Origin of the sequence: Tateyamaria omphalii, assembly GCF_001969365.1 — a bacterium.
Taxonomy (GTDB): Bacteria; Pseudomonadota; Alphaproteobacteria; order Rhodobacterales; family Rhodobacteraceae; genus Tateyamaria; species Tateyamaria omphalii_A.
In genome coordinates this window covers 3,449,409-3,466,302 of the sequence record NZ_CP019312.1, presented here as the reverse complement: position 1 = coordinate 3,466,302, position 16,894 = coordinate 3,449,409, and the positions used below count along the sequence as shown (strand labels likewise).

Here is a 16,894-nt window from a genome sequence, read left to right as displayed (position 1 = left end):
GGTCGCCATAGGGCGGCCCTTTTTCGTTCAGCCGTCATAAACCGTCGCGGCATCGCCCAGATAGTTGTCCCACGCAAACCAGTAGCTGATATGCCCCGCCACACGGTCCAGCCGCGCCCCATCCGGGCCCAGAAGCGCGTCTTCGGTCACACGCCATGCGGCGCCAGTTTGATCCGCGATCTTGCTACCCGACTGCGTGAATGTCCGATCCCCGCGTTCATAGGCGCGCACGCTGCGTTTGCCGACATCGCCGATCAGCAACAGCGGCGTGTCCGCAATCGCGTCATTGATGATCGGGCGCCCGCCAAACGCCTTTAGCGGCCAGGCCCGCGCCGCGCCGAACTGGCGTACGGCAAAGACATAGTCTTTCTGCGCATGTCGCCCCTGATCCACCTGCGCCGGAAACATCAGATCGGGCGAGGCGAAATAGTCGTTGTAGACGACGCCCGACCCATAATCGCGGCGGTGCCCGGTGTTCAGGCTCAGGACCATGGTCCCCGGATTGGACGCTTTCCAGCTGTCCCACGTCGTGATGACCACCGGGCGCTGCCTCAGCTCAATCCCGCTGTCCACAAGGGGGCCGACCACCGGCTTGCCCGTCCATTGGTTCCACAGCGAATGCGTCTCCCGGTCGAACATCAACTTGTTGGACCGGTAAAGGAACCCGGATGACCCAAAGACAAGCGGCGCGGACCGCCCCGGCACGTCCGTTTCGAACAGGATGCCGGAGCCGCAAAGCGTGCAATAGGCCAGCGCCACCGGCACGCCGCCGATTACCTCGTTGAACATCTCGTGCCAGCCCATGATCCGCAGGGGATAGGCGCGCACATCGCCGTTGATCGACACGCCAAAGACCAGATCGTCGCCGCGCAGATACTCCGCCTCACCCGCCGGGATCAGTTGGGGATTGTCCAGCGACGGGATCCCGTCCTTGACCACCCCGCCCCATGTGATCTCTTCCAGCCGGATGCGCATCCGGTCAGGCCGTATGTCCTCAGGCCGCAGGAACAGGTCGAAATTGTCGTCGATGCGCAGCATCACCTCGCGCTTGTAGGTCGGAAAATCGGCGTGCGGCGTGATCTGCGGATTGCGTTCCTGCCACAGCATCCACTGAAACCAGTCGGTAAAGTAATCCTCGCCGGTGATCGCCGTCAGCGTCTCGGCAATCTGCGGGCCGCGCGACCGGGAAAAGCGCAGGGCGGTGATCAGAGCGGCGGCCATGTCGGGCGATCCACGCTCCTCCATCCACGTCAGCGCCGCCTCAAATTCGGTCGTGGGTGCAGACAACGGCGCGCGCATCGCGTGCAGCGGTGACAGCGCTTGCGACAGGGCGGCACGGGGCAACAAAGCACCGGAGAGGGTCAGGCCCCCAAAGGCGCGGCGGGTCAAGGTCATGGGCAGGCTCCTTTACGTCTGCGCCAGCATGGACCGGTCGCCGATCACATGCACCGCAAAGGGTCGTGATCGCCGCCTTGCATCCGGGCCCGAATTGCCCGAACGTCCGCGGACACGCCAAAGGACCGGTCATGGACATCCGCGCACTTCTGATGGGCCTGACCTTTGCCCTGATCTGGTCGTCTGCCTTTACCTCCGCCCGGATCATCGTCACGCACGCGCCACCGCTCGCCGCATCATCGCTGCGCTTTTTAATGGCCGGACTGATCGGTGTGGCCGTCGCCCGCATGATGGGGCAGACTTGGAAGCTGACGCGTGACCAGTGGCGGGCGACGCTGATCTTTGGCCTGTGCCAGAACGCGATCTACCTCGGCCTCAACTTCTACGCCATGCAAACGGTCGAGGCGTCGCTCGCCTCTATCATCGCGTCAACTATGCCGCTGATGGTCGCCTTTGCCGGATGGGTGGTGTTCCGGGACAAGCTGCCGCCGCTAGGGGTCATCGGCCTGGTCCTTGGGATCGCGGGCGTCATCCTGATCATGTCAGCGCGGCTGGATGCCGGCGTCGACGTCTTTGGCGTGGCGCTCTGCGTGATCGCCGCTGTGGCGCTGGCCATCGCGACACTGTCGATGCGCACCATGTCGTCGGGTGGCAACCTGATGATGGTGGTGGGGTTGCAGATGTTCGTGGGGGCGATCGTGCTGGGCATCGTCTCTGCCCTGATCGAAACGATCGAGGTGACACCGACACCCGCCCTCTTTGCCGCCTTCACCTATACCGTGTTCATACCCGGCCTTGTCGCCACCTGGATCTGGTTCGCCCTTGTGGCGCGGATTGGCGCAACAAAGGCGGCGACCTTCCACTTCCTCAACCCGTTTTTCGGGGTCGCCATTGCCGCCGCACTGCTGGGCGAACGGCTGGGTGCGCAGGACATTCTGGGCGTCGCCATCATCACGGTGGGCATTCTTGCGGTACAAGTGTCACGACAGGTCAAAAGCTGACACGCTTTCACTTGCGCGGCACGACACCGACCATATTGTGGGCCAACATTTCAGGGATCGGAGCCCATTTGATGCACCGCCGCAAATTCATTTTATCGGCCGCAGCGCTCGCCATTGCGGGGGGCGCCCACGCCGCCTATCCGGCCAAGACGTTCACGCCGGCCGTCTGGCGCAGCTTGCGCGACACGGACAAGACGGTGGTGATGAATTTCCGTGCCACATGGTCGCTGACCTGCCAGATCAAGGCGGACCTGATTGCCGACGCTCTGGCCGAAAACCCGGCCTATACCGACCTCACATTCCTTGACGTGGACTGGGACACGTTCGGACCGTCACAAATGACCCAGCGGCTCAAGGTCGAACGCCGCTCCACACTGCTGGTGATGAAGAACGGCGATGAGGTGGCCCGGCTGGTGAACGAACCCTATGCCCGCAAGGTGCGTGCGCTCCTGGACGCCGCCCTTGCCGCCTGAGGCGACGACGCCTAGGCGCTATGCCTTTCTTCTGATCCCCGGCTATTCCCAACTGGGCTTTGCCTGCGCGCTCGAGGCGCTCAGCCTCGCCAACCGGCACCCCTCGGGCCAGAGCTTCTATGCCTGGCGGGTCATCGGCGAAACGGGCGATCCGGTGCCCGCCTATAACGGGATCACGACGACCGTTGACGCAGCCCTGCCAGAGCTGGCGCGCGACGAAACACTTGTGGTCTGCGCAGGCAGCCGCGCCGCCGAAGGCAGCACGTGCCCCATCCTCAACTGGCTGCGACGCGAAACGCGCAAGGGCATGGATTTCGGCGCGCTGTCGTCGGGCACGTATACCCTCGCGCTCGCCGGATTGCTGGCGGGCAAGACGGTGACGACCCATTGGGAATACCGCGATGCGCTGATCGAATTGCTGCCCGATGTCATCATCGAAAACAGTCTCTATTCCAAAGATGGGCGTATTTTCACGACCGCCGGCGGGGCCGCGTCCATGGACATGATGCTGGACCGGATCAAGGATGACTACGGCATCGACCTCGCCACATGGGTGGCCGACCAGATGGTCTATACCGATCCGCGCGCGGCCAGCCACGGACAACGGCTGTCGCGGCGCGCCCGGCCCGACATGGCGCATGGGAAGCTGGGTCTGGCGCTGCAAATCATGGAAAACAACCTCGAAGATCCTCTGCGCCCGGACGAGATTGCCGACCTGATCGAGCTGAGCACGCGGCAGCTGGAACGGCTCTTTGCCAAGCATCTGGGCATGTCGCCCAAGCGGCATTACCTGCAACTGCGGCTGGAAAAGGCGCGCGGACTGCTGCGCCAAACCAGTATGAGCGTGACGGATATCTGCGTCGCCTGCGGGTTCCGGTCGCTCTCGCATTTCTCGAAAAGTTACCGGGGCACCTTCGGCCTGAGCCCCGGTCAGGAAAAGCGCGGCACCGGGTCGATGTGGCCGGTTTAGCGGTGATTGCGATGCGGCACGGCGCGCGTTATCTACAGGCAAAAAAGGGACGCGTTGTTTTATGAAATTACTGTTTGTGCACCAGAATATGCCGGGGCAGTACCGCGAACTGATCCAATGGCTCGCGGCGCAAGGCGGGCATGAGATCGTGTTCCTGACACAGCGCAAGAACGCGCCTGAATTCGCCGGTGTGAAGACGGTCAAGTACAAGACGCACCACACCGCCAAGGAAGACGCCTATGGTCTGTCGCGCACATGGGAGAATGCAGCAGGCAACGGTTTTGGCGCCGTCATGGCGCTGCGCGAGATCGTGGACAGCGGCTTCAGCCCGGACATCGTGATCGGACATGTCGGCTGGGGCGAAATGACCTTTTTCCGCGAGGTGCTGCCGAATACACCGATGATCGGCTTTTTCGAGTACTACTATTCGGTCCACGGCGGTCCGGTCGGGTTTGACCCCGAAAGCCCGGTCAGCGAACACGCCCCTTTCATCATGCACGGCCACAACGTGGTGCCGCAGGTCAATATCAACGTCGTGGATGTGGCCCACAGCCCGACCTACTGGCAGCGCGACCGCTTTCCCAAGCAGTTCCATGACAAGATCTACGTCTGTCACGACGGCATCCGCACCGACAAGCTGAAGCCAAACAAAAAGGCGCAGGTGACGCTGGGGCGGATCGGCCGTCCGCTCACCCGCAAGGATGAGATCGTCACCTTCATGTCCCGCAACCTCGAGACGACGCGCGGCTACCATCAGTTCATGCGCGCCGTGCCGCACATCCAGAATGCGCGGCCCAATGCGCGTATCCTCGTGATCGGCGGCAACGACGTGTCCTATGGTGGCAAAAGCAAGCACCCCGGCGGCCTGCGCGGCGAGATGGAGGCCGAGGTCGGCCACCTGATCGACTGGGACCGGCTGCATTTTCTGGGCCAGGTGCCGTTTGACAGCTATCAGTCGATTGTCCAGATCAGTTCCTGCCACCTCTATCTGTCGATGCCCTTCGTGCTGTCATGGTCGCTGCTGGAAAGCATGTCGATGGAGGCCACAATCGTCGCCAGCGACGTGGCCCCGGTGCGCGAGGCGATCACACATGGGGAAACCGGCCTTCTGGTCGACTTCTTCGACCCCGAAGCGATTGCAGCGCAGATCGCCGATGTTCTGGCCAAGCCGCGTGACTATGCGCATCTTGGACCAGCCGCGCGGCAACATGTGGTCGACACCTACGACTTCGAAACGGTCTGCCTGCCCGAGCATATTCGACAGATCAACGCGCTCGTGCCTGCCGACAAACAAATCGCGATGGGCTGACCCATGCGGACGGTGATCCTCGGCTCCGGCGGCAAACTCGGGCGCCTACTGCGCCCGCGATGGCCAGGAACCGCGGAATGGACCACCCGAGAGACGGTCGACATCCATGACGCGGCGCAGCTGACCGACGTCCTGACGGGGGCAGACGCGGTGTTCTGCCTTGCCGGTGTGACGCCGGGCAGTGATCAGCCGATGGACCTGAACGTCACCCTTGCCCGACAAACACTGGATGCGGCCCAAGGCGCGCACGTCTTCCTATTCTCATCCGCCGCCGTTTACGGCGCACTGCCCGGCGCGCTGTCCGAGACCGGCCCGACATCACCGCAAAGCGACTACGCCGCCGCCAAACTTGCGATGGAACGGATGGCCCGCGCGCACCAGAACCCCAGCACGGTGCTGCGGCTTGGCAACGTGGCAGGGGCCGACGCGATCCTTGGCGGTTGGAAACCGGGCTTCACACTGGACCAGTTCCCCGATGGACGCACACCCGCACGCAGCTATATCGGGCCGGCCAAGCTGGCACATGTACTGCACACGCTCGCAGGGTCAGCAGAGTTGCCCGCAGTCGTGAATATTGCGGCACCCGCCGTTGTGGCGATGGGAGACCTGCTCGACGCCGCCGGGCTTGACTGGCAACCGCGCCCGGCAACGGCGCAGACAATCGCAAAAGTGCATCTCGACACATCCCGGCTGGAACAGCTTGTGTCCTTCACCGCGACAGACAGCACAGCATCGGGTATCGTGCAGGACTGGAAGACCAAGGGAACCCTATGACCTGGCGCAAACGCATCTTTGATCTGTTCTTTGCCAGCTTGCTTGTGATCATCCTCGGGCCGATCATCCTGTACCTGATCTGGGTGATCTGGCGGAAACAGGGGCGCCCGCTGTTCTATGTGGCGGAACGGATGAAAACCCCGACTGAAAGTTTCGGGTTGTGGAAATTCCGCACGATGACGGTGGTCGACGCCGATCAGGGCGTGTCGGGTGGGCACAAGGATACCCGGATCACGCCCCTGGGTGCGAAACTGCGGGCCAAGCGGCTTGATGAGTTCCCGCAGCTCTGGAACATCCTCAAGGGGGACCTGTCCTTTGTCGGCCCCCGGCCACCGCTGCGCGAATATGTCGAACGCTTTCCCGACATTTACGGCAAGGTTTTGCAATCCCGCCCCGGTGTCACCGGCCTTGCAACGATTCGCTTCCACAAACACGAGGGGCAGCTGCTGGCGCGATGTGACACAGCCGAAGAAACCGACGACATATATTGCAAGGTCTGCGTGCCGCGAAAGGCGCGGCTGGACATGATCTACCAACGGAATCAAAGCACATGCTACGACTTCGACCTTGTCTTCCAAACCATCGGCAACCTGTTTAGGCGACGATGAAACTGGCTCAAACCCTTATCGAATCGTTAATTATGTGTAAGAATCTGCCGAACCTGCACAATAAATAAGCATTTTTTGGCACTTTTCCGCTGCAAATCCGTTCAGTTTTTCTGCAACTGCAAAATGGCGGCACGAATTTGATACGTAAGGATGATACCGGTGACCGCAGCCTACAAAGGGCGAGGGACCAAGGGGGCAACATGTTGAATCTGCTCAAGTCGCTTTCGCGCACACAGAAACGAAACATTCTGATCGCGATTGATACGGGCCTCATTCCTGCCGCACTTCTCTTTGCTTTCAGCCTGAACCTTTCGACGCAAACCGCGTGGGACAGCTTTGTCACCTATCTGCCTGTGCTGCCTTACATGCTGGTCGTCGCCGTGGCCCTGTCCCTTTGGCTGTGCATCTCCACGTCCACACTCAACGACTACGACACCGGGTCCATCGGCAGGACAGGCGTGTTCTCCTGCCTTCTGGCGATGACATCCACACTGCTGACAGCGGCGGCGAACATGCCGCTGCCCCTGTCGACCCAGATCACCTTTGGCATCTCTTTCTTCGTCTTTTCGATTATGAGCCGGGCAATCCTGCTGCAAGTGGTTCTGGCACTCTACCGGAAGGGAACAGATCGGTGCCGCGTTCTGATCTACGGCGCAGGCACAACGGGGATGCAGCTTGTCTCGGCACTGCGGAGCCACGAACAGATCGAACCGGTTGCCTTTGTGGACGACAACCAGGCGCTGCAAGGCGTCAGTGTCCTGCGCCTTCCGGTCTACAGCCCCGTCCGCATTGCCGAAATCGTGGCCGAGGGGCGCATCGACCGCGTGCTGCTGGCGATCCCGTCGCAAAGCCACCCCAAGCAGATGCAAATCGCGCGCCGCCTGCAAAAGATGGGGCTTGAGGTGCAAACCTTGCCTTCCTTCTCGCAACTGATCGGCGAGGAAGCACTGGTCGACAAGCTGACACCGGTGAATGCGCGCAACTTCCTGGGCCGGGATGAGGTGATGACCCCGCAAGATGGCGGTGGAGAGGCCTATGTCGGACGCCGTGTTCTGATCTCTGGCGCGGGCGGGTCCATCGGCTCGGAACTCAGCCGCCAGGTGCTTGAATATCATCCGAAAAAGATCGTGCTCTATGAGCTGAGCGAACTCGCGCTCTATCAAATCCATCAGGAATTGACCCAATTGGCCGAGGGCAGCGATATCGAAATCGTGCCGCTTCTGGGCTCGGTGACCGATGCGCGTCAGGTGCGCCGTGTCCTCGCAGACCACGAGATCGAGGTCGTTCTGCACGCCGCCGCGTACAAGCACGTGCCGCTTGTCGAATACAACCCGCTCGCAGGTTTGGCCAACAACGCGCTTGGGACACAAACCCTTGTCACCGAAGCGGCAGAGGCAGGCGTGGAACGCTTCATGCTGATTTCATCGGACAAGGCCGTGCGCCCCACCAACATGATGGGCGCATCAAAGCGTCTGGCGGAACTGGTTGTTCAGGACATTGCCAATCGTGTCGCGGCGCCCAAGGGTCTGAAATTCTCCATCGTCCGCTTCGGTAACGTGCTTGGGTCCTCGGGCTCGGTCGTGCCGCTGTTTCAGGAACAATTGCGGCGCGGCGGCCCCCTGACGGTGACGCACCGCGACGTGTCACGCTTCTTCATGACGGTGCAAGAAGCAGTCAATCTGGTCCTGCGCGCAGGGTCCATGGCCAAAGGCGGCGAGGTGTTCGTGCTCGACATGGGCAAACCGGTGAAAATCGAACAGCTGGCGCGGCAGGTGATCGAAAGCGCGGGGTTCACCGTCCGCGACGTCCATAACCCGGATGGCGATATCGAGATAGAGTTCACCGGTCTGCGCCCAGGCGAGAAAATGACCGAAGAGCTGACACTGAGCGGCACCCAGGTCGGCACCGGCCACAAAAAGATCTTTTTCACCAACGAAGAGGGTCTGAGCGAGATCGAAGTGGCGTCGGCCATGCGCTCCCTGCGCCATGCCCTTGCGGCCAGCGACGAGGCTGCCGCCCGGGCCACGGTCAAGCGCTGGGTCGAAGGGTATAGCGCACCCAAGGAAACAGCCGGTGAAAACCGCGAGTTCATTGCGCCTGTATCTTGAAAGCCGCGCTTTTCCGCTAGTTTGGCGGCCCCGCGCCTGCAAGATTGTTTAACGCATACGCCCATGTTTAATGACGCCAACGATTTGAGAACGACCGGACAGTGAACACATGCCTTTGCGGATAAGATCGCTTGTTTTGGCCGGCCTTGGCGGCCTGTCTGTTGCAATGGCCACCCCGTTTGCCACCGCACAGAACAGCGAAGCCCCAAAGCGCGAGGTCATCACATCCGCGCCGACACTCAACTTCTACGGTTTGCCTGGCCTCATCGACACACCATCAGGCGAGGCGATGCCAGACGGCCAATTGGCGCTTGGGGTGTCACATTTTGGCGGTCAAACCCGCACGACACTGTCTTTCCAGTTCTCGCCACGGATCAGTGCGAGTTTCCGCTATATCGGCATTCAGGATTGGAACTCGGACGGCTTCGACACCTATCGCGACCGCAGCTTTGACTTCCGCTATCTGCTGCTCAAGGAACGGCAGTACCGCCCGGCAGTCAGCGTCGGTCTGCAGGATTTTGCAGGCACCGGTATCTATGCGGGCGAATACGTCGTCGCGACCAAAAACTTCATTCGACCCTTCCGCCTGCCCGGCCGCGCCAAGGTGACGGCAGGTCTGGGCTGGGGTCGTCTGGGCTCGTCAGGCTCCATCGGCTCTCTCTCGGGGGGTGACCGCCCTGCATTTGACCCGAACGGCACCGGCGGCGAGCTTGCGACCGATCAGTGGTTCCGCGGCCCGGTCTCCCCGTTCGGCGGGATCGAATGGCAATATAGCGACCGTCTCGGCTTCAAGCTGGAATATTCGCCCGACGCCTATGTCGCCGAAACGTCGCGAGGCGTGTTCGAACGCGACTCGCGGATCAATTTCGGGGTCGAGTATCAGTGGACCAACGCGATCCGGCTGGGGGCATACTACCTTTACGGCTCCGAGATCGGTGTGAACGCGCAAATACAGTTCAACCCCAAGACCCCCGCCACGCCTTTCACCTTGGCGGGCCCGCGCCCCATCATCGTCCGCCCCACGCGGGAGGCAAACCCGCAATCCTATGACACGGCATGGGCCGCCTCGCAAAGCGCACCCATGATCCTGCGCGATGTCGTTGAGCCCGAATTGACCGAAGACGGCATTCGCCTCGAAAGCCTGCAAGTCACGGCCAACCGGGCAGAGGCGCGTGTGTCCAGCTCACGCTACGCTAACCTTGCCATCGTTGTGGGCCGGACGGCACGCGCGCTCGCACGCCAGCTGCCGCCGTCGGTCGAAGTCTTCGACATTGTCCTGATGAACGAAGGCTTGGCACTGTCCACCACGACCATTTCGCGGCGCGATCTCGAAACGCTCGAATTCCGGCCCGACGCGGCCAACGCGTTGCTTGCCGCATCCGAACTGTCCGACGCGGCACCCCGCGCGCCCGAGGGCGCAATTGACGGAACACAGGCCTATCCGCGGTTCAGCTACTCGCTCGGACCTTTCCTGCGCCCCAGCTATTTCGACCCGGATCGTCCGGTACGGTTTGACGTCGGCATCTCGGCCCAGGCCCAATACCGCTTCGCCCCCGGTTGGCTGGCCAGCGGTGAGGTTCGGCACCGGCTCGCCGGCAACATCGACAGCGGCCGCCCCTCCAATTCGGTGCTGCCACGCGTGCGCACCGACGCCCTGCTCTATGCCCAGGCCGCCGACACGACGATCGAAAACCTGTTCGTCTCGCGCCAGTGGAAGACGGGCAAGAACACCTATGCGCGCGTCACGGCGGGTTACCTTGAACAATTCTTTGGCGGCGTCTCGGCTGAATTCCTTTGGAAGCCCGCCAGCAGCAAGCTTGGCCTGGGGGTCGAGGCGAACTATGTCCGACAACGCGATTTTGACCAGCAATTTGGCTTCCAGGACTATGACGTCGCAACGGGACATATCTCGGCCTATTACGATTTCGGCAAAGGCTATTACGGCCAGGTCGACGTGGGCCGCTACCTGGCCGGGGATGTGGGCGCAACCTTCACGGTTGAGCGTCAATTCGCAAACGGCTGGCGCGTCGGCGGCTTCTTTACCCTGACAGATGTCAGTTCAGAAGAGTTCGGCGAAGGCTCGTTCGACAAGGGGATCAACATCACCATCCCGACCAGCTGGTTTATCGGCCAACCCAGCCGACAAACAGTCTCGACAACCATCCGGCCGGTGCAACGGGATGGTGGCGCACGGTTGAGCGTTTCGGGTCGTCTCTATGAACAAATCCGCACCGGTCACATCACAGACCTGAATGCAGATTGGGGAAGGGTCTGGGAATGATGAACGGGCTGAAGTCCCTCGCACTTTGCGCGTCTCTCTTGGTTGCGGGTTGCTCTGGCGGCACCGACGAACAGAACACGCAGGCCAGCCAGTTCCGATCGGTGCTCGACGCATATCGCGCGGGGCGGCAGGACGTGGCGCCACCGCCGCAGCTCACACCGGCCCTTATCGCGAGCCTGACCGTGCCCGCACTCGAAGTGACGATCGAGAACCGCAATGCAACCGCTTTTCTGGTGCCCTTCTCGGAACGGCGCGACGCGGGACCGGGCCTCGTCCGGACATGGCGCAGCGCTGATGACGTGCAGATCATCGTACGGGACGGCGTGATCGCCGCAACACGAGGGGTCAGCAACGACATCGGATCCGTAGACGCCGACGCGGCTGTCAAAGCGATCCAGCAACGGTCGCCGATATCCGGCCGGCACACGCTGTATATCAAGAATGGGAACAACGGGATTGATGAAATCCCGCTTGATTGCGAAATGCGCACGGTCGGGAACGAAGACCTGGTGATCGTGGGCAGGTCCTTCCCGGTGGTGCACCTGCAGGAAAACTGCACCGGCTGGAAGGGGGTCGTCGCCTTTGACTATTGGGTGGACCGACGTGACGCGACCGTGTGGCAGACACGCCAATGGTCGGGGCCGGGGCTCGGCTATATCCGCACCCGCTTGCTCAAAAAGTGATCACCTTTCCGCGGTGCAGCAAAAATGTATCAGAAATGGGGACAGAGCAGCGAAGCAGATTGAACTTTACCTGAAATTGCCTTATTTCCTCACTTAGACGTTATAGGAGTCATATCATGACCAAAGCATTGAAACTGATTTCCGCGACCGCTCTGGTTGCAGCAACATCCACCGCAGCTCTGGCCCAAGACGTGCCTGTGAACTCGACAGTGTCGGGCGGCCAGGGTGCCGAGATCCAGCTTGGCCAAGGCGAAGCCGGCGCATTGACAATCACCCCGATTGGCGCGGCCGCTGCGTTCACGATCGGCCTGGCCATCGCCGCTGGCGGTTCGTCGTCCTCGACCACCACCACAACGCAATAATTAAGCGTCTGAGCTTAAACAAAATTCTTGAGAGGGCTTGCTTCGGCAGGCCCTTTCTTTTTTGCGACGTGCCTTGATCACGCAATCCGCACATGCGTCCCTCACCACCTTGAAAGACGCGGCCACCCGCAAACTTCCGCCATACGCACCGCACAAAAACGGCAAGGAGCCTCCTGTCGCCAGTGCTGCGGTGCAGCGCCCTTGCACATGGCGTGTCAGCGGGAAACCTATGCGAATGATCTCGACCAGCCAAAAGGTACCCTCCGAATGATTCGCACTTTCTTTGCTGCGACCGCTCTGACCGTCGCAGGACTTGCGATGCCAGCAGTGGCTCAGGATGCAGCTCAAACACCTCCACCCGGGCCTGCGACCACCACGCCGCCGCCCGCAACAGGCGGCGAACTGTTTGGCGGCACACTGACGCCCGCCGCAACGGCAGCCATTGTTGGCGTCGGCATTGCCGTCATTGCCGTCGCTTCAAACGGCAGCAACGGTACGACCACAACGACGACGACGGGCAATTAGTAACCACCGTTCGACTTTGCAAAAGATGAGTTAGGGCTTGCTTCGGCAGGCCCTTTTCTTTGGGTGAAACAGATCGGCCATGGCGCCATAGCGTCCCGATGCGACACAAAAAACGCGGCAACATGCGGTCTTCCGCTACGTGCATCTTGCAAAAACGGCGAGGTGCCTCCTGTCGCAAATGCTGCAGTGCGGCGCTATTGCGCATTACCCGCAGTCAGCAAACGTAAGGGCACCTTGAACCCAACCGGAAGGTATCCTCAGAATGCTTCGCACTTTCTTTGCTACGACCGCTCTGGTCTTCTCAAGTCTTGCAATGCCAGCTGCGGCTCAAGATGCCGCTCCAACACCTCCGCCCGGCCCAGCCGTAACAGCGCCTCCGCCGTCAGCAAGCGGCGGGTTGCTTGGTGGAACGCTCATGCCGCCTCCATCAGCGGCCGCAATCAGCGCAGCAATGGCAGCTGCCGCCGCAACAACGACAACCGGCACTGGCACCACGACAACAACCGGTACTTCGCCGTAAGGTTAAACATCACTCTCGGTTCAGTTCTGCCTCGATGCTGCGGCGCACAGGTCGTGACATCGGGGCGGACTGTGCGCCCCAGGTTTCCACCACCTGGCCATCCGCACCAACGAGGATCTTGTTGAAGTTCCAGCGCGGCACAAAGCCGACTTCGTCCTTCACAGCCTGATAGAATGGATGCGCATCATTGCCTTTCACCGGCAGGATGTCCGTCATCGGCATGTCCAGACCAAAGGCGATCTCGCAAAACTCCCTGACCTCCTCGGCGCTGTCCAACTCCTGCCGGAAGGTATCCGACGGCACGGCCAGCACGACCAGGCCGCGATCACGATAGGTATCGTACAGGGTCTGCAGATCCTCATACTGCCGGGTGAACGCGCATTGCGACGCCGTGTTGACGACCAGCACCGGTTTGCCCGCCCATTCCGACATGTCCAACGTGCCACCGTCTATCGATGGAAAGGTGACGTCCCGCATACCTGCGCTGGCCATCTGTCCTGCTAAAAGACAAAGCATAACCACAAAAGCGCGCATAATGACCCTCCCGGTGCATATCTGGTAGACAGATAGTGCGCGATCCCGACAGGTCACGCCCTTCCAATTCGCTGGGCCCGCACCACATAAGGCCGAAGAGAAGGGAGTGGCCCACCATGACAACCTACACCAAAAACCCCGACGTCATCGCGACCCTGTCGCCCGAAGAGTTCTACGTCACACAGGAAAGCGGGACGGAACGCCCCGGCACCGGCAAGCTCTTGAACAACAAGGAACCGGGGATCTATGTTGACATCGTCTCGGGCGAGCCGCTGTTTGCCTCATCCGACAAATACGAAAGCGGCTGCGGCTGGCCGTCTTTCACCAAACCCATCGACAACGTCACCGAACACCGCGACGCCAGCCTTGGCATGGTGCGCACCGAAGTCCGCAGCAAACACGGCGACAGCCATCTGGGCCACGTCTTTCCTGACGGCCCGCGCGACCGGGGCGGCCTGCGCTACTGTATCAATTCGGCCTCCCTCCGCTTCATCCACCGTGACGACATGGCGGCGGAAGGCTATGGTGACTACCTGACCCAAGTGGAGGATGTGGCATGAGCGATCAGCGCGCAGTACTGGCAGGCGGATGTTTCTGGGGCATGCAGGACCTGATCCGCAAGAAACCCGGGATCAAGGCAACGCGCGTCGGCTATACCGGCGGCGACGTGCCAAACGCGACCTACCGCAACCACGGCACCCACGCCGAAGGGATCGAGATCATCTTCGACCCGCAGGTGATCTCCTACCGCGACATCCTCGAATTCTTCTTTCAGATCCACGACCCCACCACACTGAACCGGCAGGGCAACGACCGCGGCCTCAGCTACCGCTCAGCCATCTACTATGTGGACGAGGCTCAGAAACAGGTGGCCCACGACACCATCGCCGATGTCGAAGCATCCGGCATCTGGCCCGGCAAGGTCGTGACAGAGGTCGAACCCGTCGGCGATTTCTGGGAGGCAGAGCCGGAACACCAAGACTACCTCGAACGCATTCCGAACGGCTACACCTGCCACTTCCCACGACCCAACTGGGTCCTGCCGAAACGGGCGGCCGAATAAAGTTCGGAACCATCGCCGGGTGACCACGTTCTTTCTGCAAGACAACGCAAGTTAGACAGATAGAAAGGACGAACAAATGCTTGGTTGGGCACTGACCTTCCTGGTGATCGCCCTGATCGCCGCACTGATGGGCTTTGGCGGAATCGCCGGGGCATCGGCTGGGATCGCACAAATCCTCTTCGTGATCTTCCTGATCCTGTTCGTGGTCGCCATGGTGGCACGCGCAGTCCGGGGGCGCCCCCCGGTCTAACGACAGACATTTGGAAAAAGGCGGGCCATGTGCCCGCCTTTTTCATGCCCCGGCGATGCGTGGTCGCCCCGTTGCTTCCGCGGTCAGGGTCGCTTCCACAAACACTTCACGCGCCTCGGCCTGTGCCGTGCGAATGTCACGGGACACGCGCAGCTCGATATCCGACGCGCCCGCCACCAACGCAGCCTCACGGGCCTCCTGCCGCAAAACAGTTTCTAACCGGGCCAAGGCGGGCTCTGACCCCGCAAAATCCTCCGGGCCGGACGGCAAATGCACGCGAAACCGCCCCTCGCTCGGTGCCGTGACGGTCCCCGTCCGGCGCATGGTCACACGGCCAACAACGGCCCCAATGGCATTGGCCACGGCGCCGTCCTCCGGCAACTGCATCTCGCACCCCAACCGTGCCCCCACGGCGGGGTAATATGCACGGGCCGAGGCACCAAGACCCACAACCGGCACATCCAGCCCCGTGGACACACGCACCAACCCGCGTGCTCCTGACAAGCCGCGCTGCATCAGTGCATGGGTGGCCAGGGCCTCATCCAGCCCATCCTCGGCCAGCGCCGCCTGCAAGAGCGCCACACCGGTCTGATGCGTCAACTGATCCACAACGATCCGCGCCATCCGCTCCGGCGTGTCCGCAAGGCGCTCACCCGCACCCGTGCGCCGCCGTCCGAACAGGGCGCAAGCCATCCGCGCGCCCTCTGCATCCCAAGCCGCCAGATCGCCCAGCACATGGCTCGCATCCGATGGCGTCAAACCCGCCACCTGCACCAATCCCCGCGCCACCAACCGCTTCAACGCGGCCTGATCCATACGGGTGCGCAACACCGCACCCAAACCCTGCACACCGTCCCCGATCCGCGCGAGCAGCGCCGCCTCCCGCGGCCCCACCCCATCGGCAGAGACACCCGGCACCGCCCGCACAAGCCGCCCATCATGCTCCCCCGGCGTCGTGCTGCGCATTTGCGTCTCTAACAACGGCAAAACCACATCCGGCGCCTCCCGCGCGATCAAGGATACCGGGACCACCCGTCGCGGCCCAAGGGTCACCCCGCCCCGCAACCCCTCGGACACAAAATGCACCTCACTGTCACCGCCCAGCCCGGTCGTGCGCATCGCCACCGCCTCGACCATGGTGCGATGCGGACCAACGCGCGCACCGTCCGGGTCAATGACGGGACGGCCCCCGCGCAAGATGGCCACATCGGTCGTCGTCCCGCCAATGTCGCTGACCAGTGCATGATCGGCCCCGGTCAACCACCGCGCGCCGACGATCGAGGCCGCCGGACCGCTCAGGATCGTCTCGATGGGCCGTGCCCGCGCCTGCGCCGACGACATCAGCGCGCCATCCCCCCGCACCACCATCATGGGCGCGCTAATGCCAATGCTGCGCAACTCCGCCTCAGCCCGCCCGATCAGCGCATCAATCATCCCAATGAGCCGCGCATTCAGCACCGCCGTCAGCGCCCGCTTCGGCCCACCCAGCTTGGCCGACAAGTGGTGAGAGGCGGATACGGGCCGTCCCGTCACGTCCCGCACCATCGCCATGGCGCGCAATTCGTGATCCGGGTTGCGCGTCGCAAACTGCGCCGCCACGGCAAAGCCGCTCACATCCGCCTTATGCGTCTCTAAAAAGGCCAAAAGCGCCGCCTCATCCAGCGGCGCCCCCTCTGACCCGTCATGCCCATGCCCACCAGCCAGCACACAGACCGGATCATCGCCCAGCGCCTCGGCCAGCCCCTGCGCGCCCAGATCCTTCTCACGAAACCCGATATAGATCAGCGCGACACGCCCACCCTGCCCCTCGACAAGCGCATTGGTGGCAAGCGTTGTGGACAGGGACGCCATACCAACATCTTCCGGCTGCACACCCGCTGCGGTCAGCACCGCCCGCACGGCCTCCCCCACACCCACAGCCAGATCATGGCGCGTGGTCAACGCCTTGGCACGGGCCAGCACCCGCACCTCGTCCTGCATCAATACCGCATCGGTATAGGTGCCGCCCGTGTCCACACCCAGCAAAATGGCCATGCAT

Annotated in this window: 17 protein-coding genes; 14 read left to right on the top strand and 3 right to left on the bottom strand. The window is 62.1% G+C overall.

The features are described from left to right. Window positions 1-27: 27 nt before the first annotated feature. Window positions 28-1,395: a DUF3179 domain-containing protein gene (locus BWR18_RS17385; protein ID WP_076629686.1), complete on the bottom strand. Its 1,368-nt coding sequence runs from the start codon at window positions 1,393-1,395 to the stop codon at window positions 28-30. 131 nt (window positions 1,396-1,526) lie between these two features. Here BWR18_RS17385 and BWR18_RS17380 point away from each other — a divergent pair, with 131 nt between their 5' ends. From BWR18_RS17380 to BWR18_RS17330, 11 genes are all read left to right on the top strand, one after another. Beyond that, window positions 1,527-2,396: a DMT family transporter gene (locus tag BWR18_RS17380; protein ID WP_076629685.1), complete on the top strand. Its 870-nt coding sequence runs from the start codon at window positions 1,527-1,529 to the stop codon at window positions 2,394-2,396. A gap of 71 nt (window positions 2,397-2,467) precedes the next feature. Then, window positions 2,468-2,869, top strand: a complete 402-nt coding sequence (locus BWR18_RS17375; RefSeq protein ID WP_076629684.1) for a thioredoxin family protein — start codon at window positions 2,468-2,470, stop codon at window positions 2,867-2,869. Next, window positions 2,838-3,839: a GlxA family transcriptional regulator gene (locus BWR18_RS17370; RefSeq protein ID WP_254684889.1), complete on the top strand. Its 1,002-nt coding sequence runs from the start codon at window positions 2,838-2,840 to the stop codon at window positions 3,837-3,839. Before BWR18_RS17375 ends, BWR18_RS17370 begins: the two co-directional genes overlap by 32 nt. A 61-nt stretch (window positions 3,840-3,900) precedes the next feature. After that, complete coding sequence (locus BWR18_RS17365) at window positions 3,901-5,148, top strand: glycosyltransferase family 4 protein (protein WP_076629682.1); 1,248 nt, start codon at window positions 3,901-3,903, stop codon at window positions 5,146-5,148. Window positions 5,149-5,151: 3 nt separating this feature from the next. Beyond that, window positions 5,152-5,922: an NAD-dependent epimerase/dehydratase family protein gene (locus BWR18_RS17360; RefSeq protein WP_076629681.1), complete on the top strand. Its 771-nt coding sequence runs from the start codon at window positions 5,152-5,154 to the stop codon at window positions 5,920-5,922. After that, complete coding sequence (locus BWR18_RS17355; protein ID WP_076629680.1) at window positions 5,919-6,530, top strand: sugar transferase; 612 nt, start codon at window positions 5,919-5,921, stop codon at window positions 6,528-6,530. The genes BWR18_RS17360 and BWR18_RS17355 overlap by 4 nt, the downstream gene beginning before the upstream one ends. A gap of 200 nt (window positions 6,531-6,730) precedes the next feature. Beyond that, complete coding sequence (locus BWR18_RS17350; protein ID WP_076629679.1) at window positions 6,731-8,638, top strand: polysaccharide biosynthesis protein; 1,908 nt, start codon at window positions 6,731-6,733, stop codon at window positions 8,636-8,638. A gap of 166 nt (window positions 8,639-8,804) precedes the next feature. Then, window positions 8,805-10,919 carry a YjbH domain-containing protein gene (locus tag BWR18_RS17345; RefSeq protein WP_076630395.1) on the top strand — a complete coding sequence of 705 codons (2,115 nt, stop codon included), beginning with the start codon at window positions 8,805-8,807 and terminating at the stop codon, window positions 10,917-10,919. Then, entirely contained in the window at window positions 10,916-11,602 is a 687-nt protein-coding gene (locus tag BWR18_RS17340; RefSeq protein ID WP_076629678.1) for a YjbF family lipoprotein, read from the top strand. The genes BWR18_RS17345 and BWR18_RS17340 overlap by 4 nt, the downstream gene beginning before the upstream one ends. Window positions 11,603-11,718: 116 nt before the next feature. Further along, window positions 11,719-11,964 carry a hypothetical protein gene (locus BWR18_RS17335; protein ID WP_076629677.1) on the top strand — a complete coding sequence of 82 codons (246 nt, stop codon included), beginning with the start codon at window positions 11,719-11,721 and terminating at the stop codon, window positions 11,962-11,964. 267 nt (window positions 11,965-12,231) lie between these two features. After that, window positions 12,232-12,489: a hypothetical protein gene (locus tag BWR18_RS17330; RefSeq protein WP_076629676.1), complete on the top strand. Its 258-nt coding sequence runs from the start codon at window positions 12,232-12,234 to the stop codon at window positions 12,487-12,489. 529 nt (window positions 12,490-13,018) lie between these two features. Here BWR18_RS17330 and BWR18_RS17325 read toward each other — a convergent pair. After that, on the bottom strand, window positions 13,019-13,486 hold the full coding sequence (locus tag BWR18_RS17325; RefSeq protein ID WP_368073625.1) for a glutathione peroxidase: 468 nt from the start codon (window positions 13,484-13,486) through the stop codon (window positions 13,019-13,021). 173 nt (window positions 13,487-13,659) lie between these two features. Between BWR18_RS17325 and msrB the strand changes: the two genes are divergently transcribed. The 3 genes from msrB (at window position 13,660) to BWR18_RS17310 (ending at window position 14,856) form a co-directional block, all read left to right on the top strand. Then, entirely contained in the window at window positions 13,660-14,103 is a 444-nt protein-coding gene (msrB, locus tag BWR18_RS17320; RefSeq protein ID WP_076629674.1) for a peptide-methionine (R)-S-oxide reductase MsrB, read from the top strand. Further along, window positions 14,100-14,606, top strand: coding sequence for a peptide-methionine (S)-S-oxide reductase MsrA (gene msrA, locus BWR18_RS17315; protein ID WP_076629673.1), 507 nt, complete (start codon window positions 14,100-14,102; stop codon window positions 14,604-14,606). The genes msrB and msrA overlap by 4 nt, the downstream gene beginning before the upstream one ends. Window positions 14,607-14,682: 76 nt before the next feature. After that, complete coding sequence (locus tag BWR18_RS17310) at window positions 14,683-14,856, top strand: DUF1328 domain-containing protein (RefSeq protein ID WP_076629672.1); 174 nt, start codon at window positions 14,683-14,685, stop codon at window positions 14,854-14,856. A gap of 42 nt (window positions 14,857-14,898) precedes the next feature. Here the strand turns inward: BWR18_RS17310 and BWR18_RS17305 are convergent, their stop codons facing one another. Further along, complete coding sequence (locus BWR18_RS17305) at window positions 14,899-16,890, bottom strand: hydantoinase/oxoprolinase family protein (protein WP_076629671.1); 1,992 nt, start codon at window positions 16,888-16,890, stop codon at window positions 14,899-14,901. Between the last annotated feature and the right edge of the window lie 4 nt (window positions 16,891-16,894).